The sequence below is a fragment of the Leeuwenhoekiella blandensis MED217 genome (genome assembly GCF_000152985.1).
Classification (GTDB): Bacteria; Bacteroidota; Bacteroidia; order Flavobacteriales; family Flavobacteriaceae; genus Leeuwenhoekiella; species Leeuwenhoekiella blandensis.
In genome coordinates, this window is sequence record NZ_CH672395.1 from 2,901,238 (window position 1) to 2,921,887 (window position 20,650).

The window sequence follows — 20,650 nt, forward strand, 5'->3', positions numbered from 1 at the left end:
ACAAAAAAACAAAGCGGAATTAGTTCATAAAAAAAGCACCTCCAATTAAGGAAGTGCTTTTTCAGTCATTTATTCGCTTGCGCTTAGATCGCTTTGCTGCGCTTGCGCTCGTTTTCTGTAAGTAAAATTTTACGTAAACGTAAGTGATTTGGCGTTACTTCAACGTACTCATCTTTTTGAATATATTCTAAGGCTTCTTCTAAGCTGAATTTAATAGCAGGAACAATTTTGGCCTTGTCATCTGCACCCGAAGAACGTACGTTAGAAAGTTTTTTGGTCTTAGTGATGTTCACGGTCATATCATCTTGACGTGAGTTTTCACCAATTACCTGACCTTCATAAATATCTTCACCCGGATCAACGAAGAAACGACCACGATCCTGAAGTTTATCGATAGAATAAGGAATTGCTGTACCTTTTTCCATAGAAACTAATGAACCATTCAAACGCTCAGGAATACCTCCTTTTAATGGCTGATATTCTTTATAACGGTGCGCCATAATCGCCTCACCAGCAGTTGCAGTCAATAATTGATTACGTAAACCAATGATACCACGCGATGGAATGATAAACTCACAAACCATACGGTCACCTTTAGCTTCCATACTCAACATCTCCCCTTTTCTCAAGGTTACAAATTCAACCGCTTTACCAGAAACATTCTCCGGTAAATCGATCGTTAATTCTTCAACCGGCTCACATTTAACGCCATCAATCTCTTTAATGATAACTTGTGGCTGACCGATTTGAAGTTCGTATCCTTCACGACGCATCGTCTCGATCAAAACAGATAAGTGCAATACCCCACGACCGTAAACCATAAATTTATCGGCACTGTCTGTCTCCTCAACACGTAATGCAAGGTTTTTCTCTAATTCTTTAGTCAGACGATCTTTGATGTGACGTGAAGTCACAAATTTTCCGTCTTTCCCGAAGAAAGGTGAATCGTTGATCGTGAACAACATACTCATCGTAGGCTCATCGATCGCGATGGTTTTAAGCGCTTCAGGATTTTCAAAATCGGCAACAGTATCACCAATCTCAAAACCTTCAAGACCTACAAGAGCACAAATATCTCCTGCCTGAACTTCGCTTACTTTAATACGCCCAAGACCTTCAAAAGTGTGTAATTCTTTGATACGTGTCTTCTTGATCGTTCCGTCACGTTTTACAAGAGATACTTGCATATTCTCTTTCAAAGTACCACGCTGTAAACGACCAATCGCGATACGACCGGTAAATGAAGAGTAGTCTAACGAAGTGATCAACATTTGCACCGTACCTTCTTCGATTTTAGGAGAAGGAATGTGCTCCATCACCATATCAAGAAGTGGCTCAATATTTTCAGTTGGCTTTTGCCAGTCGTCACTCATCCAGTTGTTCTTTGCAGAACCATAAACGGTTGGAAAATCCAACTGCCACTCTTCTGCACCCAACTCAAACATCAAGTCAAAAACTTTCTCGTGAACTTCTTCCGGAGTACAGTTTTCTTTATCTACTTTATTGACAACCACACAAGGTTTTAGACCTAAGTCAATCGCTTTTTGAAGTACAAAACGCGTCTGCGGCATAGGACCTTCAAAGGCATCTACAAGAAGTAAAACCCCGTCTGCCATATTTAAAACACGCTCTACCTCACCACCAAAGTCGGCGTGACCAGGAGTATCAATAATATTGATCTTAGTATCCTTGTAGGTTACAGAAACGTTCTTTGAAGTAATGGTAATACCACGTTCACGCTCAAGATCATTGTTATCAAGAATGAGGTCACCGGTGTTTTCGTTTTCACGAAACAACTGGCAATGGTACATAATTTTGTCTACCAAAGTAGTCTTACCGTGGTCAACGTGCGCGATAATCGCAATGTTTTTAATATCCATAGAGGCCTTATTTTAAGGGCGCAAATATAGTGGTAATTAATGGATTATTAGCGACTTATTCCTATAATGTTTTAAGTGCCTGAAAAAGGCTTACAAAACCTGTAATATTTTGATTTTCAAGGTTAAAATACAACTGATTTTTGATGTTTACTTAACGTCATTTCTATTGAAATCAGACAGAACATCGCTTCAACATTCCTAAAAGACGCATTGAAAAGCGGTTCTTTCAAAAACATAATCTTGTACAAAGCCGTATCTTTACCGCCTAAATATATACTGATGAAACTTTCAAATATTCCTAAAATAAAACATACTGACGGTAATAACTTTTTCTTGCTAGCAGGCCCCTGCGCGATCGAAGGTGAAGAGATGGCGTTGCGCATCGCTGAAGAGATCGTGAGCATTACCGATAAATTGAAAATCCCATACGTTTTTAAAGGAAGTTTTAAAAAAGCCAACCGCAGCCGGATCGATAGCTTTACCGGAATTGGCGATGAAAAAGCACTGAAGATCTTACGCAAAGTTTCAGAGACTTTTGATGTTCCTACCGTAACCGATATTCACGTGAATGAAGACGCTGCAATGGCTGCAGAATATGTAGATGTGTTACAAATCCCTGCATTCTTAGTACGTCAAACCGATCTGGTGGTCGCTGCTGCAGAAACAGGAAAAGTAGTCAACTTGAAAAAAGGACAATTTATGAGTCCGGAAGCGATGAAACACGCTGTGACCAAAGTGACCGATACCGGTAACGAAAATGTGTGGATCACAGACCGCGGGACGATGTTTGGTTACCAGGATCTCATTGTTGATTTTAGAGGGATTCCTACTATGAAAAGTTATGCACCCACCGTGCTTGACGTAACGCACAGTTTGCAACAGCCTAACCAAAGTAACGGCGTGACCGGTGGTCGCCCGGAATTAATCGGTACGATGGCCAAAGCAGGTATTGCTGCGGGAGTTGACGGTTTGTTCATCGAGACGCATTTTGATCCTAAAAATGCAAAAAGTGATGGTGCCAATATGCTTGATCTAAGTTTATTGGAAGGCTTGTTGACCAAGCTCGTCGCGATACGCAAAGTGGTGATCGAATAAAAAGTTTCGGTTTTAACAGAATTCATATTTGATAATTCTAAGGTTCTTCAAGGCGTCGCTTTTGAAGAACCTTTATTTTTTCAATCCTATTCTGATAAATTATTAAAATGGAAAGCCTTTCCGCATTATGCACTAAAAATGTAAACGCTAGCAATTCAGCAGTAAACTAAATTCTTAGTACATTTAGATGCAATCAAAAGACATAATTATGAAATACTTACGCCTTCCGGCAGTTGTAGCCTTAACTGCATTAAGCCTTTTTTCGTGTTCCGACGAACCTAAAGAAACTCCGCTTACTATTGGTAATCTTGAACTTTCTGAAACCAAACCATCACCGGGTGATAGTCTAAAAATAGCCTACACTTCAAAAGATTCTCTAGCTCCTGAAGCTTTTTATGTATATACCGTAGCCTCATCGGCGTATCCTGTAGATCTTAATCTGGTTAAGGATGGTGAGCGTTATACCGAGGCTATCAAAATACCGGATTCTGCAGATGGTTTGATCTTCAACTTTAAGGTTGGGGAGAAATATGAAGCAAATGACGAAAAAGGATATTCGGTAAATTTATATGATAACGAGGGCGAACTATTACCTGAAAGTGAATCAAGTGTAACCTATTACAAAGCCACCAGAGGTGCTGATTACGGAATCAAATACGATCGTGAAGATGCCGCAGCCTTATTAAAAGAAAACTGGAGTAAACATCCTGACAACCTAACGTATCTCTATGTAATAAGTATTGGAGATAAAACTTTTGCTGATTCAATTTATGATGCAAAGCTGGCCTCTCTATCGGCTAAAGAGGATTTGGCGGAAGACGACTATAGCGATTTGATCACGATTTACAATGTAAAAAAAGACAAAGCAGCTTTAGATTCTATTACTCCGATTATCGTAGCAAAATATCCTCAAGGAGATCAGGCACAGCGCGCTTATTATCAAAAAATCTATGAGGCCAAATCGCTCGAAGATAAAGAGGCTATTGCTGCAGAATTTGAAGCGGCTGGTGGTGTAGCTTCTAACTACGGAAATTATATGTACTCTGCCTTAGCCCAAGCAGAATTGGCTGAAGGAAATATTGACAAGTTTAAAGAAGCTGCAGAAAAAATGAGTGCAGCATCTAACAAAGCAAGCCTATATAATAACGTGGCTTGGAATATGGCCGAAAAAGGAGAAAACCTTGAATTGGCCGAAGAATTATCGAAAACCTCTCTAGAACTTGTAGACGAACAAAAATCAGATAAACCTAACTACTACACGACAAAGCAGTTTGAACAGAGCTTAGCTTCTACCAAAGCCATGTATTCTGACACCTACGGCTTTATTTTATTTCAACAAGGAAAGATTAAAGAGGCGATCGCTGCTCAGGAAGTAGCCGTTGCAGACCGCGCAACCGCAGACGTGACCGAACGTTACCTACAATTTTTGACTGCTGATGAGCAATATGATAAAGTAGTTGAAAAAGCAACCGAATACATCAAAGACGGAAAAGGCACTGCAGCGACTAAAGACTACTTAAAAACCGCATATGCTGCAACTGATCAAGAGGAAGACTTTGAAAGCTATTTGAGCGGACTCGAAAAAATAGCACACGATAAGGCTTTAGCCGAATTGAAAAAAGAAATGCTTGATGAAGAAGCGCCAAGCTTCAGTCTCAAGAATCTTAAAGGCGAAGAAATCGCATTGGCTGATTTAAAAGGAAAAACCGTGGTTCTTGACTTCTGGGCAACCTGGTGCGGACCGTGTAAAATCTCGTTCCCGGGAATGCAAAAAGCAGTGACCAAATATGCTGATAACGATCAGGTTGAATTCTTATTCATCGATACTTGGGAAAGCACCAGCGGTGAAGCCCGTGAAAAAGGAGTGACTGATTTTATCACTTCTAATGAATATACCTTTAATGTACTTATGGATACGCCCAAAGAAGAAGGAAGCCGGGAATATGATGTGGTTTCTGCTTACGAAGTTGACGGAATTCCAACCAAATTTGTAGTAGGCCCAGACGGAAAAATCAAATTTAAAGCTGTTGGTTTTGATGGTAATACAGACGGTCTCGTTGAAGAACTTGATATGATGATCGCATTGGCTGCCGGGCAGTAAATTTGATTTAAACTTAAATATTGAAAAAATCCGTGTTTGAATATCAGACACGGATTTTTTTTATGTTGTAAAACTAACCTCTACAGATTTTGCGGAGTTGTTCAAGAAAATAAATAATAACCTCAGCATCGATATCTTCTACCCCTTTGTAACGCAGAGACCTCAACCGCTTTCTCCCCTCACCTGCAACCAAATGCCCTTCGGGATCATTCAGGTCTGTGCCGTAAACAAAACTCAAATCCACAAAACGCTTTCTAAAATTCAGAAAACAAAACATCTTTCCGTTTAAGTAATAGAAAGGTAAGTTCCATTTATAAAGCAGTTCTGCTTCAGGAGCAGTGTGCGCTATAAGCACTTGCAACTCGAGCAGCACGCTCTTAAACGGTTCTGGCTTAGATAGAATGTAGGCTTCTGCAGGTTTCATTTCAGCAATATTTAAAACTTGTGAAAAACTTAAAAAAATCTTTCAAAAACATTAAAAAACTATTAATACTTCTGTTTTAAAGGTGTTTTTTAGAAAATTCCCCCTATTTTTCCAATTCTTCGATAACCCTAACCCATTTTGTGAATGATCAAAAACTACGTTTGTTTTACACTGTTAACGGCTTTGATGCTCCCTATTTTAAGTTTTGGTCAAACTAAAGATAAACCAAAACTAGAACTCGGCGGCGCCCTAAGATTCAATTATGTCTACTCCTCTTGGAAAGAAGAACAGAAAACCAAAGGTGGCGAATTGGGCTACGATATGTTTCGCATCAATGCCAAAGCTTCTTATAAAAAGGTTTTTCTCAACGCCGAATATCGACTGTACTCAGAAGCATTTGGTGGCGGATTTTTAAAGCAAGGTTGGGTTGGCTATCAATTTTCTGAAAAAGATGAACTGCACGCCGGTCTGGTCTATGTCCCGTTTGGGATCAAGCAATACAATTCGCACAACTGGTTTTTCAACATTACGTATTACGCCGGTTTAGAAGATGACCACGATATGGGCTTAAAGTATTTGCACACCGGAACAGATTGGGAATATGCGATTGCGTTTCTAAAAAATGCCGAAGAACTCAATTTTGGCGGAGATGTTGAAAATGATTCCAGCCGATATTCTTACGATGTGGTGGGCAGAAATAAAGAAACCAATCAATTTAATATAAAACTGGTGCGCAAACTGGGTGCAACTGTTAAACACCGTATAGGATTTTCTGGGCAGTACGGTAGTTTGTACAATATTGACACAGACTCCAACGGTGATCATTATGCACTTGCGCTACACTATGAAGTCGATTGGAATACGTGGAATTTAAAGACTGAAGCGATCACCGTGGCGCATAATCCCAATAATGAACCGGGACAATCAAATGACATCATACAAATGGGTGCCTACGGCAGTCTGTCTCAAAACTACCTTTTTATGTTTTAAAAGTAGTTGAAGTGTATGCGATATCCAACAAAAACTGCATATGAGGTGTTTTGGGTATTTTGGTGATATACTTTAGGTTTGAGCCTTTCTAAGCCCTCTAATAGCTTTAAAACACTTAAAAAACTATGTTTTATCGCTGCCTCAAGAGATACTTTTAGCTTGAACAGTCTTTTAAGATTATAAGCTAGCAGCATAAGACCTAAATCTGCTGAAGCAGCTTGTATTCCTTTTTTGGTCAAGATATGATTAAATCCCCATTGACGCTTTATGGTGCCGTAAGGATGCTCAACTAGTGCTTGCCGCCTTTTGTAGAGTTCACCGCTTTGAGCAATACGTTTGGCATTATCCTGAATGTTCTGGGTGTACTGACTGCGCTGTATTACTTTTCCATTGACTTTTGAAGTGGTACAGTTCTCCCGCACCACACAGGTCTTGCAGGCTTTGGTTTTGTATTGTTTAAAAGTGTAGTTACGTGCTTTGTACTGGGTCCCGTTAGAGGTTAGTGTATGTCCCTGCGGACAGGTATAAGTGTCTGGATCTGAGTTATAGTTAAAATACTCTGCGTTGTATCTGGGGTTTGGTGCCTGACTTTTTCTTCCAATAGCAGGTATGGCAACCAAGGTAGCAATGCCTAAATGATCTGCTGTATGAAACTCACTTCCGGTGTGATACCCTTTGTCATAAAGGGCGGTGAAGTGGGTTGTGCGTAAGATGGTTTTAGCTCTGGCGAGCATACCGCCCATTGCTTTTTTATCATTGGCGTTGGTGAGTTTATAATCGATCAGGATTTTATTTTGAGCATCTACGGTGGTTTGTGCAGTGTAGCATACTTCGGTAACGGTCCCGCGTACAATTTGATGTCTGCTGTCAGGGTCAGAGGTCGATAGTTGCGGATTGGGAGAAGAGGTATCCTGCTCCAGTTGGTTTTTTATCTGCTGGTATTTTACACGTTGAGCTTTACGGGTGTGTATTTGCTGTTGTACTTCTTCTTTGTGATCTCCATCAGCATTAGCCAGTTCCCGGTTATGTTCTTCGAGTTTTTTATCAATGTAATCCAGATGGCGCTGTATCTTCTTTTTGTTGTAGTTATTCTTCTTGCTGTTTTGGGCTCTGAGCTTAGTAGAATCACCGGCGATGAGCGTAGCCCCGATCAGGTTGAAGTTACGTGCGAGTTGCACGCTCTGGCGGAACACGCGCTTAATAGCCTTTGGGTTGTCTTTTCTAAATCGGGCAATAGTATTATGATCAGGCTGTAGGTTTTTGATCAACCAGATGACCTCGATATTGCGCAGGCATTCTTTTTCTAAGATGCGGGAAGAGCGCATCCGGTTCATATAGCCGTAAATGTAAAGCTTCAATAAATCTGCAGGATCATAGGGAGGTCTGCCCTGTGAGGCTTTGGATTGAAAGCCCAGCGCTTGAAGATCTAATAGGTTTACAAATTGATCGATCAGACGAACACTATTATCTTGAGGGATCATATCGTCTAAACAGGTGGTGTACAGGGTAAGTTGCTCGCGGGGTTGTCCTTGTTGATATTCCATTCATGAAATTAATCTTTTTAAATGAAATATCCTAAGTTTTGAGACAGTCTGACGGTACACCCTATGAAGTTGCAGCCGATTTTAATATGTATACCGCTTCGCTTTCAAAAAAGGTCAAAGTGAACTGGGGACCGGTCTCCCAAATCGAGATTTATAATGATTTTGGGTATATGCAGAAAAAAGAAAAGGAGTTTACCGATTCTTTTCAAAACGTAACCGGTATATTGGTCACCGCAGGACAAGTCTACACCTATATCGATTATGCTGCCGGCTATAACCATTCTTGGCTAGGCGGAAATTTTGTAGACGACTTTTCTATCGGAAACCCTGATGCAAAATGGGAAGCCCGATTTAATATAAACATTGGATACTACTTTTAACAGATTATAATTTTATGGCTAAAAAAATTACGCGAAGTGACGAAAAGAAATCTATTTTTGGATTAGATGTAAACGGCCCGGTTTTTTTCACCTCAGCTATTTTTATCATCATAAGTATTGCGCTCACGCTTATTTACGAGAAACAAGCTGAAAAGATATTTGGCGACATTCAACACGCTGTTGCTGAGAAAGCCGACTGGTTCTTTATTCTTACCATCAATCTCTTTTTGATCTTTCTGGTTTATCTCGCACTCGGAAAGTACGGAAAACTTAGAATTGGCGGACAAAAAGCAAAACCTGAATTTAAAACCATGTCCTGGTTTGCGATGCTCTTTAGCGCCGGGATGGGAATTGGGTTATTATTCTTTGGTGTTGCCGAACCGGTAAAACATTTATTGAGTCCGCCTACTGCTGAAGCTAACACGGTAGCTGCCGCTCAAGAAGCGATGAATTTTACCTTTTTACATTGGGGCTTTCACGCCTGGGGCGTTTATGCCTTGGTAGGCTTAGCACTTTCCTACTTCACCTATTCTCGTGGATTGCCGCTGACCATTCGTTCTATTTTCTATCCGTTTCTGGGAGATAAAATACACGGTAAAATTGGTGATGCCATAGATATTTTTGCGGTGCTTGCTACTCTTTTTGGGCTTGCCACTTCCCTAGGATTTGGGGTTCAGCAGATCGCCAGTGGTCTCAATCATGTTTTTGGTCTTCCTGACGGAACGCTCACGCAGGTACTGTTAATTGCAGGAATCACCCTTGTAGCGACAACTTCGGTAGTGCTTGGTGTAGACAAAGGTGTGCGTATTTTAAGTGAATGGAATATGCGCGTAGCAGTGGTTCTATTGCTACTTGCTTTGATTTTAGGCCCTACCCTATTTATCTTCAGATCTTTTGTTGAAAACACCGGAAGCTACTTTTACAACTTCTTAAAAATTTCGACCTGGAGTGAAACCTTTAATGGTACCTCTTGGCAAAACGACTGGACCGTATTTTACTGGGGCTGGTGGATTGGTTGGTCGCCTTTTGTTGGGATGTTCATCGCCCGTATTTCTAAAGGAAGAACCATTAGAGAATTTATTCTTGGGGTGTTACTGGTACCTTCGCTAGTTACGTTTTTCTGGATGTCGGCTTTTGGTAGTGTAGCTATTGAGCAAGCTTTAGGAGGAGACGGTACCATCGTAGCCGCTGTACAGGACGATATCGCGACGGCACTCTTCGTGTTTTTTGAAGATTACCCGTTATCTATGGTGATCAATATCGTGGCAGTGATCCTCATCGCAGGCTTTTTCATCACCTCTTCAGACTCGGGTTCGTTGGTTGTAGATAGTTTAACTTCAGGTGGAAAAATTGAAGCCCCGGTTGGCCAACGTATTTTCTGGGCTGTGACCGAAGGTACCGTAGCCGCAGTACTTTTAATAGGTGGCGGACTCGAAGCCTTGCAAACCGCGACGATTGTTACCGGTTTGCCTTTTGCCATCATCCTGCTCATTATGTGCTACTCGCTTTATAAAGGACTTCGGGAAGATTTACAAAAGCTTGAAAAGAAAAAATCTGAAAAACAAATGGATGACTATGAAGAAGTCGTTAAAGAAATTGTGGAACGTAGAAACAAAAAAGCCTAAGTATGGAACGCGTTAAGAATATTCTTGTAGCCTTAGACCTGTCGTCGATAGATAATCACCTCATCGAATACAGCTCCTTTCTAGCCGAAAAAGTAGCTGCAGAAAATGTGTATTTTGTTCACAACATCAAGAAATACGAGATCTCAGAACTTTTTGAAGAAGAACTGCAAAAGGTAAACCTCGACCAACTCATTGGCGACGAGCTTAATGAAAAAATTGAAAAGAGATTTACCGCAACCGCTAATTGGGAGGTGCTTATTTCTGAAGATAGCAATACCGAATCGCTTATTCATTATATCGCAAATAAGTACCAGATAGATCTGACTATTGTAGGGAATAAACCCGCTACAGAAGGCACAGGTGTCGTTACTGCAAAATTATTGAGACTGCTCAAGTGCAGTATTCTGTCGGTTCCTAAAACGGCTAGAGTACAACTGGATAAGGTTTGGGTGGGTACAGACTTTTCGGGACATTCTAGAAAGTCTTTTGTGTTCGCTCAAGCGCTTAAAAGTAAATGGGATCTTGAGGTAAACGCTGTGCACATATTTCACGTGCCTATGCAGTTTTCGCCATATATTCCCAGAGAAGATGCAGCGCAAAAGATCGAAAAGCATTTGCTTCAGAAATCGGCTAAATTCTTTAGAAAACTTGGCGGGGCTGTTCCTGAAAACAACCAACTCATCTATGCTAAAGATCGAAGCGTAAGCCAAAGGTTTTTAGTGGAGATCGAAAAACAAAAACCAGATCTGATCATTTTATCAGATAAAGGTGGAAGCAATATTTCATCGCTCCTTATAGGAAGCCTCACCGAAGAATTGTTTGAAGAAAGCTTAAGCAGTCCGTTACTGGTAGTAAAGTAACTAGCGCTCTAAATACATTGAAAATCCTCATCCCACCGATGAGGATTTTTTATTTGTATAGCAACATAAAATACACTTACTTTGCATTTCAAAGTACTTTAGTATGACTAATAACAATTATCTACAGGACATTTCAGACATTAAAAATATGATGAGTAAATCATCGCGTTTTATGTCTTTAAGTGGGCTTTCAGGCATACTCGCCGGTATCTATGCCTTAGCTGCAGCGACATATGCGCATTTTAGAATTGCTACCTTACCCGATTATTCAGGTGACTCGGTGGTTTTAAATGCGGTAGGTAATTTTATGGCAGCCTACGATCTCGTTGGTGATTTGTTTTTTGTAGCTACGCTCACGTTGTTCTTAGCCATAGTCACCGGTGCTGTACTCACCTATCGCAAAGCCAAAAAACTGAATGAAAAAATATGGAATCCTGTTTCTAAAAGGCTCTTGGCACATTTCGGTATTCCTTTATTTGCCGGCGGCTTATTCTGCCTTGTTCTTTTGCAATACGGTATCGTTGGGCTCGTCGCTCCGGCTACCTTGATCTTTTATGGTCTTGCGCTGCTCAACGCCAGTAAATTCACTATTGGCGACATCAAATATTTAGGCATCGCCAACGTGTTTATAGGATTGATCGCCTCTCAATTTGTGGGCTACGGTTTGTATTTTTGGGCATTGGGATTCGGAATATTTCATATCATTTACGGGGTGATCTTATACAATAAATACGACCGTTAAGCTTCAGTTGAGCAAATATCAAAACCGTTTACTTTGAAGAATATCATTCAACATATCAATAAAGCCTTTGATCATCGGGTGCGCTTAGGCATTATGAGTATTCTCATGGTGAATGAGTACGCCGATTTTAATATGCTGAAAGAACTGCTGGGCGCAACAGACGGGAACATCGCGAGTCATACTAAAGCTTTAGAAAAAGAAGAATACATCAAAGTTGAAAAATCATTCATTAACCGAAAGCCCAATACCCGCTATATCGCAACCGCTGAAGGACGCGAAGCTTTTAGCAAGCACATTGAGGCTTTAGAAAAACTCATCAATCCTAATGACTAAATCTATTTTTTTATCCAGTTACTTTGAAATTCAAAGTACTTTATTAATAGTTCGAGAGCTTTTTGTAGGCGCCTCTTTTGATTTAACCAGTCGGTTGTATGTAAAAGTGAAACAAGGTACACCTTGGAACCTCAGCACCAGGCAACTTCTGGATTTCCCTGAAGATTCATTGGGTTTTCATTTGGGATGCTTTCTCTTACAACACAACTTTGAACCTCAACCCAAATGTGAAGACCACGATATTTTTCATGTATTAACCGGCTACAAAACCGATACTGCACAGGAGATCGCTTTGCAGTTTTTCTTATACGGCAATGGAAAACGCAGCCCCTTTTTGTCATTGGCTATGGGAGCCGGTTATCTTCTGTATCCCGATCAATATGCCACTTTTAAAGCGGCTAAAGTACAAGGCCACTTAGCTCCTCCTGTATACGATCTCGACTTCAAAGGGTTATTACACAAGCCATTCAAACAACTTAAATCTCAATTCATCAATTAAAATCGTTTATTATGTCTACTACAGATTCTCAAACACCCAATAAATTCATTCACTGGCTCAAGAATTCGATCACCGCACGTATGTTTATGGTGGGATTTCTCACGCTTATACTTTTGATCCCGCTCTTCTTTGTACAAAATCTTATTGATGAACGGGCACAGCGACAACAAGAGGTGGTGGCAGAGATCAATGAAAAATGGGGCGAAGAAGTGCTCATTTATGGTCCGGTCTTGAAGATCCCTTATACTACCGAAGTCAAAAAGACCGTGCAAAACAGGGAGACCAAAACATTTGAAACTCAGATTGAGGAGCAAGAACACATCGCCTATTTCTTTCCGGAAAATTTAGAGTTAACCACTCAGGTGAATCCCGAAATCAAAAACCGAAGCATCTATAAAACCACTGTTTATAATTCTGAAACCCATTTTGAAGGTCAGTTTGCTAAACCCGATTTTAGCGAAGCACCCTCAAAACCGGTTTCTATTTTATGGGGAAAAGCACGTGTGGTTTTTCAAACTTCAAACCTGAAAGGAGTTAACGAGCAAGTTAACATCAAGCTCAATACCCATACGTATCTGTTTACTTCTAAATACGAGCCGCGGCCGGCAAAAGCCCTGGAGCCCGTTGCGCTCTACACGATGGAAAGCGATTTCCTCAAAACAGAAAGCCTCCCTCAGGAATCCAAAGTGAATTTTAGTATGAAACTTCACATCAACGGAAGTCAGCAACTGCGTTTTATTCCTGTAGGTAAAACCACAGAAGCACAAATCACATCAGATTGGGAAACCAATAACTTTACCGGTAACTATTTGCCCTACAATCAAGACAAGCTTGACGGCAAAGGTTTTGATGCTAAGTGGAAAGTGCTGGACATCAATCGCCCTTTTCCGCAGCAGTTTTTTTGAACACTTACCGCACTTAAATGAATATGCTTTTGGGGTGAATTTTATGATTCCGGTAGATGAATATCAAAAAAGTGAACGTACCGCCAAATATGGTTTTCTTGTTATTGGTCTTACCTTTTTGATCTTCTTTCTCATTCAAAGCCTGAGTAAAATAGGCATTCATCCGTTTCAATATCTAATGATCGGTCTGGCGTTGATTATGTTTTACACCTTGCTTATTTCTATTTCTGAACACAGCAATTACTTTAATGCCTATCTAACGGCCAGTATTGCGGTGATTCTGTTGATCGCGCTATACGCACGAAGCATCCTTAAAAACATCAAATTCCCCATCTTTATCGCTTCATCATTGAGCCTGTTATACAGCTTTATTTATGTCATTATTCAGCTGGAGAGCTACGCGCTACTGGTGGGCAGTGTTGGCCTGTTTATTATTCTGGCGCTTGTAATGTATGTATCGCGTAAAATTGACTGGAATTCCTAATTTAGAGCAACCCTAAGCGCAGCTGCTGAGAATCAAAGTTGCTGCACTCGCTAACCTGATCTGTTTATGAAAAACTACTTCAACCGTTTTTACATTCACGTACGTCGCAACTTCTGGCACGCCCTGTTCTATTTGTTTTGCAGATGCACACTGGCTTTGGGATTTATCGTTGCCGGGTATGTAAAGATCATTGGCGAGCGTTTTGCAAGCGGCCTCTCAGTAAAACATCCTATGGGTGCCTACCTTGAGGCCTTGCATCATACGAGTTTTTACTATCCGTTTATTGGAATTATTCAGATAGCAGCGGGAATACTCTTGCTCATTCCGCGCACGGTAATTTTAGGCGGATTGCTCTACTTCCCCATTATTCTCAATATTTGGGTGTTGTCATGGGCGGTACGCTTTGAAGGTTCGTTGTTCACTTCTACTTTAATGGTATTGGCAAACGTGTACATTCTGCTTTATAATTATGAGCGATTGAAATTTATTTTGCCCATTCAGTCTAAAGCACTGAACTATAATGCGCCGCTTCAAGCTAGTGAAATTTCAGAAACCAGCATGCTTGCACCCGATCAACCGCTGCGCTTCACTCCCGGAATTGCCGCCTTTAAAAATCCTGCGATCAGTAAAAAATTCCCGTTCCTTTTTGCAGGGACGGTGTTGTTGATCGCCTTTTTGACGCTTGTAAGCACCAACCGAATCTATGAGATTATGCCGCGCAATTCTTATAACGATTGTGTGACGCGGCTTCCTGAAGCGCTCGAAGAAAATGCAGCGAGCTTTGACTTTTGCAATTGCATTCACAATCAAGGTAAACCGCTGGAAGCCTGTATTGCCGAATTTGATAAAACTAAAACTAACGGAAACGCTCCTGTTTCAACTAATAAACTACCTTAGGAAAAGCTCATAAGGCATTGCTTGAAACGAATTTTCAAATTTGCGGCAAGCCTCAGCGTAATAAACCCTTTGGCGGTGCCAAAAAAACATTAAAATGAAAGACTTTATCCTCAATAAATACAACACGCTCAAATACCTTTTTGGCGCATTACTGCTCTGCTTTTTCCTATTGGTTTTTCGTATTAAAACAACACACGATTTCTTTGGTCTCTTTCTGGTATGGAACCTGTTTCTTGCTTTTGTTCCTCTAGGGGTCGCTTGGTATGTACAGCATAGAAACACGCACTTAAACTCAATTTCAAAGTTTGCTTTACTCGTACTTTGGCTGCTCTTTCTTCCTAACGCACCGTATGTGATTACCGACGTAATTCATTTGTCTTACAGTCCGTCAAATTGGTTTATTTATGACGGAATCACCATTGGTGTTTTTGCGCTCTTAAGTCTTTATTTTGGTTTTCAATCGTTGATAGAAGTGCGTAAACTGTTTAAAAATGAAATAGCTGAAACCTGGTTGAATGCCTTAACTGTGGGCGTTTTGATCTTATGCGGTTTCGGGATTTATCTGGGGCGGGTGGTTCGTTTCAACTCGTGGGATTTGATCACCAATCCGCTCGATCTTTTCAACACCATTGGTCTGTATCTTATCAATCCTATTGAAAATAAAAGCGTCTGGATGTTCACTTTAGGATTTGGAATTTTCTTAAACTTCAGTTTTTTCTTATTTAGAACCTGGAAGCATAGATTACTAACCAAATCGTACACCTTTTAAACTATGCCCAAACGCGCAATCTATTTCTTGATTTTTCTATTCCTTTTAGGTGTGGAAATCGCCATCGCGACCTACTTAAAAACCGGCTTTATCCGGGCATATCTCGGCGACCTGCTTGTTGTGATCCTGTTGTATAGCTTGTTGATGAGTACGTTGAAACCTTCCGTAAAAAGGGGATTAATACTCACCCTTGCCATCGCTTTTGCGATAGAGTTACTGCAGTTGATAAACCTGACAAGATTCTTTCCGCAGGAATATAAACAGCTTGCAACCTTAGTTTTAGGAAGTCATTTCTCGTGGTTGGATTTATTGATGTACGTACTCGGAATCGTAGTTGCCGGAATCACAGAACTTGTGCTACACAAACGCTATTCTTTGCCGTCTACATAATCTTGCAAATAACTGAAGCGTTTGGTGAGTTTACCATCTTTAGTCATACGCGCACGGTAGAGGATTCCATCTTTATCGTCATTGAAAAAAGCGGGCAACACCCGTTCTACAAAGAGTTCGCCAAAACCTTCACTGGCATCTTTGGGCAACTCACAAGGCAGGTTATCAACCGCCATCACGGTAATAGCTCCCAGAGCATCAAAAGCGACTTCCTTTTCAGTCTGCGGGTCGTAGCCATAAAAAGGATCGGCGATCGTCGAGGCGCGTAAGGTAGAAGCCACGGGACCATCGATGTCACACGAAATATCGGCGATAACTTCAATATTAAAATCTTTGGCCTTGGCTTCTTCCCGGGTGAATAAGTACGGCGCACCATCGCCATAAAAATGCCCGGCGATAAATAACTGACTCACTTTAGCAAAACGCAAAAAGTTGGTCTCATAGCCCGTAGGATCTTTAATAAATTGTGCAAGGCTGCCTTTTACGCCATCCTTCCGCTTTGCGTAATCCATCACGCCGATTTTACAATACACCGGTTTTTTGAATTCCTTAGTGAGATATTCTTCAATGGTCACTTTTTTGATGCCCATAGCATCCAGAATTTCCTGAGCGCCACCGGCCACTTTCCCACTTCCGGAAAGGCAAATTTTAATAGCAGGGAGTTCAATCTTTTTCAGCTGCGCGATCAAAGCGCTAACATCGGTAAGCGAGTTTGCGGGTGGTAAATCAAAACGTTTATGCCTTTTACCATACGCTCTAAACGCATTGTAAGCGCCTACAAGCCCCGCATATCGACCAAAACCTATAAGGCGCAATCCGCTCTTTCGGGTAATGACTTCGTGATCGTAGAGTTCAATATTTTTCTCTAAAACCGCTTTGAGTAAGTCGCGGTTATAAGGTTGTTTTTTTATGGTATGGCTGAAGAAAAAATACTTCTTATTGGGGATCAAGGCCTCAATAGGCACTTCTTTTACACCCAGCATCACATCTGCCTCAGAAACATCCTCTTTAACCTCAAATTCGGCTTTCTCATAAGCCACATCAGGAAACACTCTAATGGGCGAAGCTTCTACCACAAAAGAAGCTTCAGGAAAGCGTTCCTGAGCCTTAGACATCGTAATGGGTGAAAGCACCGCACGACGGTCTGGCGGAGTTTTACGTTCACGTAACAGAGCAAATTTTAGAGGAGCCATAAAAGTAATATTTGGTGTAAAATACAATTTTACATAGAGAATCTTAAACCTATTTTAATGGAACTTTAATAGGTTCTTAGCAAAGCTTTAATAAGCCATTGGCTAATCTTGCCTGGCATTTTCGCTATATTAAAAGAAAAGAAAATACTATGAAAAAAATGTTGGGTATGGGCATTCTAATTGCCTTTATCGCAAGTTCTTGTGGAACGCAGAAAGAAAAAATTAAAGGGGATCGCGATGTGATTTCCGTAAACGGAAGCTTACAAACCGGGATCAACACCATAAGTGTAGACGATGCTATCGAAGTCGAACTGGTGCAAGCCCGAAGCAATGATTATATTCTTACGACCGACCGTAATCTGGTGAGCGTGGTTGATTTTAAAGTAGTTGATAGTGTACTTACCATCAGCACCAATATGGAAGTCACCAGCGCCAAGGAACTGTCTGTATACCTCAAGCTTCAAAATCCGCAACACATAATTCTTAAGAACGACAGCAAACTTGAAACGCCGGGACAACTTGAAGTGCCTGATTTTTCGGTAACCGCCGGCGCTTCATCACGAATTGATGCCAATCTTACCGCAACGAATGCGCGTATCAATTTACGCGAAAACGCCAGCGGACAATTAAATATTAAAAGTGAAAGACTTGCTTTAAAAATGAGCGACCGCACCGATGTTAAAGGAAAAATAAACACGCAAATCGCCGAATTCACGATGAGTGGTTCGTCTGAATTCAATCCGCGCGGTAAAACAAACGAGTTAAATCTTGCCCTTACCGGTAAAGCCGATTATAAAGGAGATGATTTTGATGTAGAAAATGCTGCAGTCACGTTAAGTGATCGTTCTGCTGCCGCAGTGAGTGCTGATGAAAGTTTATCGGTCTATGCACAAGATAAAGCGGTTATCAATGTCTATGGAAAGCCTAATATTAATGTAAAGGCACTAAACGATGATGCGCAAATCAATAAAAAATAATACCTTTGCTGCCCTCAAATTTTGAGGATTATCATCAATGGGGTCGATTTGGTTTTGACAGCGGGTCTAATTGAATGGTAAGCACGTCGAGCGCTGGGACATAGCTCGTAAATCTCAGGTTTCACACTTTTTAAACGGCGAGAATAACTACGCCATGGCTGCATAACCCGAATTATAGTACGGTTATCTTAATCTCACACAAGGTGTGAGACCATGATGCCTCTGAAAAGCCTTGGTTTACGGCGTTTCGCTAAGAGGCACCGAAAAAGTAAACATAGCCTGCTCAGGGTCTTGATGAGTAGGTGAACTTTAATCGAGAATAAGGTAGCAGTTGGTAGTTGCCGACCGGCTGTTGCACGAAAAACAATTGGCAAATAAACGTGTAGAAAGCTATTGAGTTGCCTGTTTGGACGGCGGTTCGAACCCGCCCGACTCCACTTTTTGAGTTTCAAACTCATTCAAAAACCCTGTAAATTATTGATTTACAGGGTTTTTAATTTTATTTAATATCATATATTATCGATTAAATGCAAAAAAATCGGGACCCTTTAGGCAGGTCCCGCCAATATTGAGCTTAGGGGGTCTCGCCAAGCTCATAACACCCTCTTTTTTAGTTTTTTACAAAAGTTAAAGTTTTTTGACCCTAAAAAATCATTTACTAATTTGACTTCAAGGTTCATATCCTACCTGCCACGAAGGTTCGGGAGTTACATAAAATTGAAGTCATGAAAAATAATTATTACGCACTATTTCATCTTATTAAAAGGAAGGTTAATAAAAGAGGTCTAGCTCCAATTTATCTTCGATTGACTGTTGACGGAAAACGAAAAGAGCATAGTATTTCTAGAAGAGTTGATCCTAGAAAATGGAATTCACGTCAAGAAAAAGCAATGGGCAATAGCCGTGAAGCTGTAGAAATAAATACACACATTAGTAATTTGAGGCATAAGCTCAATCAAATACACCAAACTTTTATTGAACACGATAAACATATTACCGTCAATTCATTACTTAAAGAATTAAAAGGAGAAAATCAACAAAATAAATTGGCACTGGAAGTATTTAAAGAACATAATGAGAAAATAGATCAATTAATTGGAAAAGACATTTCTGCTTCTTCTGCACAGCGCTATTGGACTTGCCATAATCACGTTCAACAATTCATTAACGAAGAATACGATGAAGAGGATTATAGGCTTAGAGACATTGACCATAACTTTATAATTAAATTCGAACATTTTCTTAAAACCAAGAGAAATTGTAATCATAATTCCGCTTTAAAATATGTCAACAATTTTAAAAAGATTGTCCGTATTGCTTTAGCTAATAAATGGATAAGTCATGATCCTTTTATAAACTACAAAGTAAAATTTGAACCTGTAGAACGCGAGTTTCTTACACAGGAAGAAATTGATGCATTGTGGGAAAAAGAGCTACATTTTGAACGTCTGATCTTGGTTAGGGATATGTTTGTTTTTTCCTGTTATACCGGTTTGGCTTATTCTGATGTTGAGAAATTATCTAAATCTGACATCACAATTGGAATAGATGGTAGTAAATGGATACGTATTCACCGTACCAAAACAGGCTCCAGAAGTAGCATCCCACTCCTCCCTGTAGCAGAACAGATTCTAGCTCGTTATGAAAATCATCCTCAGGTTGAGGAAAGTGAACGCGTGATCCCCGTACTAAGTAATCAAAAATCCAATGCCTTTCTGAAGGAAATTGCCATTATGTGTGATATTTCCAAACCACTTACTACGCATCTGGCAAGGCATACCTTTGCTACCACAGTAACACTAACTAATGGAGTGCCCATCGAGACTGTAAGTAGAATGTTAGGTCATCAATCATTGCGTACAACGCAGCACTATGCAAAAATTGTTGATCGAAAAATTAGCGATGATATGAATATTTTAAAAGAAAAACTAGCCGCACAAAAATCAAAGAAGGAGTCTAACACACAATAAAGCATTACGATTTCTAAACTTTTTTGTGTTGCTCTGTAAGATAGAAGTCGTAAATAAATGTTCATAACTCTCTGAAAACGTATCCAGTAAAGTTACTCTAGATTTCATTTAATACTAAATGAAATCAAACCTTATCAGATGAAAACAAAAAATATAAGAATCTAAAGACAAGGGTATTGTAAATAACTCTTTACTTCAAAAGGAGCAATTACGTTTTCACTTTCCTACTTTTAATTCAAGAATTCTACTTAATCAAACAAAGCGCTTTGTTCACTATTCACCTTAAAAAAGAATACGATGAACATTATTCAATTAGACGAAAGACTCGAGCGAATCGAATCGCTTTTACTTGCAAAAAAGAAAGTACTAACCCTTGAGGAAGCATGCGACTATGCAGGAATTTCAAGAAGCTATCTTTATAAATTAACTTCTACAGGGACCATCCCGCATAGCAAACCAAATGGTAAGCTCATCTATTTTGAGCGGGAAGAACTCGAGCGGTGGTTATTGCAAAACAAAACGTTTTCAAAGGGCAATTCGAAGGAATCAACTTGGAGTCATTCCAAAGGATCAAAAATTTCATAGAACTATA

At 40.2% G+C, this 20,650-nt stretch carries 21 protein-coding genes and 1 other RNA gene; 18 read left to right on the forward strand and 4 right to left on the reverse strand.

What is annotated here, in order from left to right; all coding sequences use genetic code 11:
- Positions 1-83: 83 nt before the first annotated feature.
- Positions 84-1,880 carry a translational GTPase TypA gene (gene typA / locus MED217_RS12515; protein ID WP_009780892.1) on the reverse strand — a complete coding sequence of 599 codons (1,797 nt, stop codon included), beginning with the start codon at positions 1,878-1,880 and terminating at the stop codon, positions 84-86.
- Positions 1,881-2,159: 279 nt separating this feature from the next.
- On the opposite strand from typA, the gene kdsA reads away from it, so the two are divergent.
- Positions 2,160-2,975: a 3-deoxy-8-phosphooctulonate synthase gene (kdsA, locus tag MED217_RS12520; RefSeq protein ID WP_009780893.1), complete on the forward strand. Its 816-nt coding sequence runs from the start codon at positions 2,160-2,162 to the stop codon at positions 2,973-2,975.
- Between the two features lie 208 nt (positions 2,976-3,183).
- On the forward strand, positions 3,184-5,076 hold the full coding sequence (locus MED217_RS18580) for a redoxin domain-containing protein (RefSeq protein WP_009780894.1): 1,893 nt from the start codon (positions 3,184-3,186) through the stop codon (positions 5,074-5,076).
- Between the two features lie 73 nt (positions 5,077-5,149).
- Here the strand turns inward: MED217_RS18580 and MED217_RS12530 are convergent, their stop codons facing one another.
- Positions 5,150-5,500, reverse strand: coding sequence for a DUF1801 domain-containing protein (locus MED217_RS12530; RefSeq protein ID WP_009780895.1), 351 nt, complete (start codon positions 5,498-5,500; stop codon positions 5,150-5,152).
- A 144-nt stretch (positions 5,501-5,644) separates the two neighbouring features.
- Here MED217_RS12530 and MED217_RS12535 point away from each other — a divergent pair, with 144 nt between their 5' ends.
- Positions 5,645-6,490: a hypothetical protein gene (locus MED217_RS12535; protein WP_009780896.1), complete on the forward strand. Its 846-nt coding sequence runs from the start codon at positions 5,645-5,647 to the stop codon at positions 6,488-6,490.
- On the opposite strand, the gene MED217_RS12540 is transcribed toward MED217_RS12535, so the two are convergent.
- Complete coding sequence (locus tag MED217_RS12540; protein WP_009780326.1) at positions 6,487-8,034, reverse strand: IS1182 family transposase; 1,548 nt, start codon at positions 8,032-8,034, stop codon at positions 6,487-6,489. The two genes, MED217_RS12535 and MED217_RS12540, sit on opposite strands and share 4 nt — an antisense overlap.
- A gap of 38 nt (positions 8,035-8,072) precedes the next feature.
- Here MED217_RS12540 and MED217_RS12545 point away from each other — a divergent pair, with 38 nt between their 5' ends.
- The 11 genes from MED217_RS12545 to MED217_RS12590 all read left to right on the forward strand — a co-directional run bounded on the left by MED217_RS12545 (position 8,073) and on the right by MED217_RS12590 (position 15,918).
- Positions 8,073-8,414: a hypothetical protein gene (locus MED217_RS12545; protein WP_009780897.1), complete on the forward strand. Its 342-nt coding sequence runs from the start codon at positions 8,073-8,075 to the stop codon at positions 8,412-8,414.
- Positions 8,415-8,428: 14 nt separating this feature from the next.
- Positions 8,429-10,039, forward strand: coding sequence for a BCCT family transporter (locus tag MED217_RS12550; protein ID WP_009780898.1), 1,611 nt, complete (start codon positions 8,429-8,431; stop codon positions 10,037-10,039).
- A 2-nt stretch (positions 10,040-10,041) separates the two neighbouring features.
- Positions 10,042-10,899: a universal stress protein gene (locus MED217_RS12555; protein ID WP_009780899.1), complete on the forward strand. Its 858-nt coding sequence runs from the start codon at positions 10,042-10,044 to the stop codon at positions 10,897-10,899.
- Positions 10,900-11,002: 103 nt separating this feature from the next.
- Positions 11,003-11,641, forward strand: coding sequence for a hypothetical protein (locus MED217_RS12560; RefSeq protein WP_009780900.1), 639 nt, complete (start codon positions 11,003-11,005; stop codon positions 11,639-11,641).
- A 33-nt stretch (positions 11,642-11,674) separates the two neighbouring features.
- Positions 11,675-11,974, forward strand: coding sequence for a winged helix-turn-helix domain-containing protein (locus MED217_RS12565; protein WP_009780901.1), 300 nt, complete (start codon positions 11,675-11,677; stop codon positions 11,972-11,974).
- Positions 11,967-12,473, forward strand: coding sequence for a hypothetical protein (locus MED217_RS12570; RefSeq protein WP_009780902.1), 507 nt, complete (start codon positions 11,967-11,969; stop codon positions 12,471-12,473). Before MED217_RS12565 ends, MED217_RS12570 begins: the two co-directional genes overlap by 8 nt.
- Positions 12,474-12,484: 11 nt before the next feature.
- The gene (locus MED217_RS19340) at positions 12,485-13,378 is read left to right on the forward strand and encodes an inner membrane CreD family protein (protein WP_009780903.1); all 894 of its coding nucleotides are present in this window, start codon (positions 12,485-12,487) and stop codon (positions 13,376-13,378) included.
- Between the two features lie 43 nt (positions 13,379-13,421).
- On the forward strand, positions 13,422-13,862 hold the full coding sequence (locus MED217_RS19345; protein ID WP_009780904.1) for an inner membrane CreD family protein: 441 nt from the start codon (positions 13,422-13,424) through the stop codon (positions 13,860-13,862).
- A gap of 66 nt (positions 13,863-13,928) precedes the next feature.
- Positions 13,929-14,759: a hypothetical protein gene (locus MED217_RS12580; RefSeq protein ID WP_009780905.1), complete on the forward strand. Its 831-nt coding sequence runs from the start codon at positions 13,929-13,931 to the stop codon at positions 14,757-14,759.
- 94 nt (positions 14,760-14,853) lie between these two features.
- A complete protein-coding gene (locus MED217_RS12585) occupies positions 14,854-15,528 on the forward strand; it encodes a DUF1361 domain-containing protein (protein WP_009780906.1) in 675 nt (224 codons plus the stop codon).
- Positions 15,529-15,531: 3 nt separating this feature from the next.
- Positions 15,532-15,918: a ribosomal maturation YjgA family protein gene (locus MED217_RS12590; protein WP_009780907.1), complete on the forward strand. Its 387-nt coding sequence runs from the start codon at positions 15,532-15,534 to the stop codon at positions 15,916-15,918.
- On the opposite strand, the gene MED217_RS12595 is transcribed toward MED217_RS12590, so the two are convergent.
- Positions 15,897-17,111: an NAD(P)-dependent oxidoreductase gene (locus MED217_RS12595; RefSeq protein WP_009780908.1), complete on the reverse strand. Its 1,215-nt coding sequence runs from the start codon at positions 17,109-17,111 to the stop codon at positions 15,897-15,899. The genes MED217_RS12590 and MED217_RS12595 overlap by 22 nt on opposite strands.
- Before the next feature lie 149 nt (positions 17,112-17,260).
- Between MED217_RS12595 and MED217_RS12600 the strand changes: the two genes are divergently transcribed.
- The 4 genes from MED217_RS12600 (at position 17,261) to MED217_RS12610 (ending at position 20,643) form a co-directional block, all read left to right on the forward strand.
- The gene (locus MED217_RS12600; protein ID WP_040532810.1) at positions 17,261-18,088 is read left to right on the forward strand and encodes a GIN domain-containing protein; all 828 of its coding nucleotides are present in this window, start codon (positions 17,261-17,263) and stop codon (positions 18,086-18,088) included.
- Between the two features lie 39 nt (positions 18,089-18,127).
- Positions 18,128-18,528, forward strand: a transfer-messenger RNA (tmRNA) gene (ssrA, locus tag MED217_RS18765).
- Positions 18,529-18,813: 285 nt separating this feature from the next.
- On the forward strand, positions 18,814-20,058 hold the full coding sequence (locus MED217_RS12605; RefSeq protein WP_009780910.1) for a site-specific integrase: 1,245 nt from the start codon (positions 18,814-18,816) through the stop codon (positions 20,056-20,058).
- A 297-nt stretch (positions 20,059-20,355) separates the two neighbouring features.
- Positions 20,356-20,643, forward strand: coding sequence for a helix-turn-helix domain-containing protein (locus MED217_RS12610; protein ID WP_009780911.1), 288 nt, complete (start codon positions 20,356-20,358; stop codon positions 20,641-20,643).
- Positions 20,644-20,650: the final 7 nt, after the last annotated feature.

Coding starts and splice junctions, on each gene's coding strand:
- MED217_RS12610 (WP_009780911.1), top strand. CDS start 20,356: ATGAACATTATTCAATTAGACGAAAGACTCGAGCGAATCGAATCGCTT.
- MED217_RS12605 (WP_009780910.1), top strand. CDS start 18,814: ATGAAAAATAATTATTACGCACTATTTCATCTTATTAAAAGGAAGGTT.
- MED217_RS12580 (WP_009780905.1), top strand. CDS start 13,929: ATGAAAAACTACTTCAACCGTTTTTACATTCACGTACGTCGCAACTTC.
- typA (WP_009780892.1), bottom strand. CDS start 1,880: ATGGATATTAAAAACATTGCGATTATCGCGCACGTTGACCACGGTAAG.
- MED217_RS12560 (WP_009780900.1), top strand. CDS start 11,003: ATGACTAATAACAATTATCTACAGGACATTTCAGACATTAAAAATATG.
- MED217_RS12595 (WP_009780908.1), bottom strand. CDS start 17,111: ATGGCTCCTCTAAAATTTGCTCTGTTACGTGAACGTAAAACTCCGCCA.
- MED217_RS12570 (WP_009780902.1), top strand. CDS start 11,967: ATGACTAAATCTATTTTTTTATCCAGTTACTTTGAAATTCAAAGTACT.
- MED217_RS12540 (WP_009780326.1), bottom strand. CDS start 8,034: ATGGAATATCAACAAGGACAACCCCGCGAGCAACTTACCCTGTACACC.
- MED217_RS12550 (WP_009780898.1), top strand. CDS start 8,429: ATGGCTAAAAAAATTACGCGAAGTGACGAAAAGAAATCTATTTTTGGA.
- MED217_RS12535 (WP_009780896.1), top strand. CDS start 5,645: ATGATCAAAAACTACGTTTGTTTTACACTGTTAACGGCTTTGATGCTC.
- MED217_RS19345 (WP_009780904.1), top strand. CDS start 13,422: ATGATTCCGGTAGATGAATATCAAAAAAGTGAACGTACCGCCAAATAT.
- MED217_RS12585 (WP_009780906.1), top strand. CDS start 14,854: ATGAAAGACTTTATCCTCAATAAATACAACACGCTCAAATACCTTTTT.
- kdsA (WP_009780893.1), top strand. CDS start 2,160: ATGAAACTTTCAAATATTCCTAAAATAAAACATACTGACGGTAATAAC.
- MED217_RS18580 (WP_009780894.1), top strand. CDS start 3,184: ATGAAATACTTACGCCTTCCGGCAGTTGTAGCCTTAACTGCATTAAGC.
- MED217_RS12600 (WP_040532810.1), top strand. CDS start 17,261: ATGAAAAAAATGTTGGGTATGGGCATTCTAATTGCCTTTATCGCAAGT.
- MED217_RS12555 (WP_009780899.1), top strand. CDS start 10,042: ATGGAACGCGTTAAGAATATTCTTGTAGCCTTAGACCTGTCGTCGATA.
- MED217_RS19340 (WP_009780903.1), top strand. CDS start 12,485: ATGTCTACTACAGATTCTCAAACACCCAATAAATTCATTCACTGGCTC.
- MED217_RS12530 (WP_009780895.1), bottom strand. CDS start 5,500: ATGAAACCTGCAGAAGCCTACATTCTATCTAAGCCAGAACCGTTTAAG.
- MED217_RS12590 (WP_009780907.1), top strand. CDS start 15,532: ATGCCCAAACGCGCAATCTATTTCTTGATTTTTCTATTCCTTTTAGGT.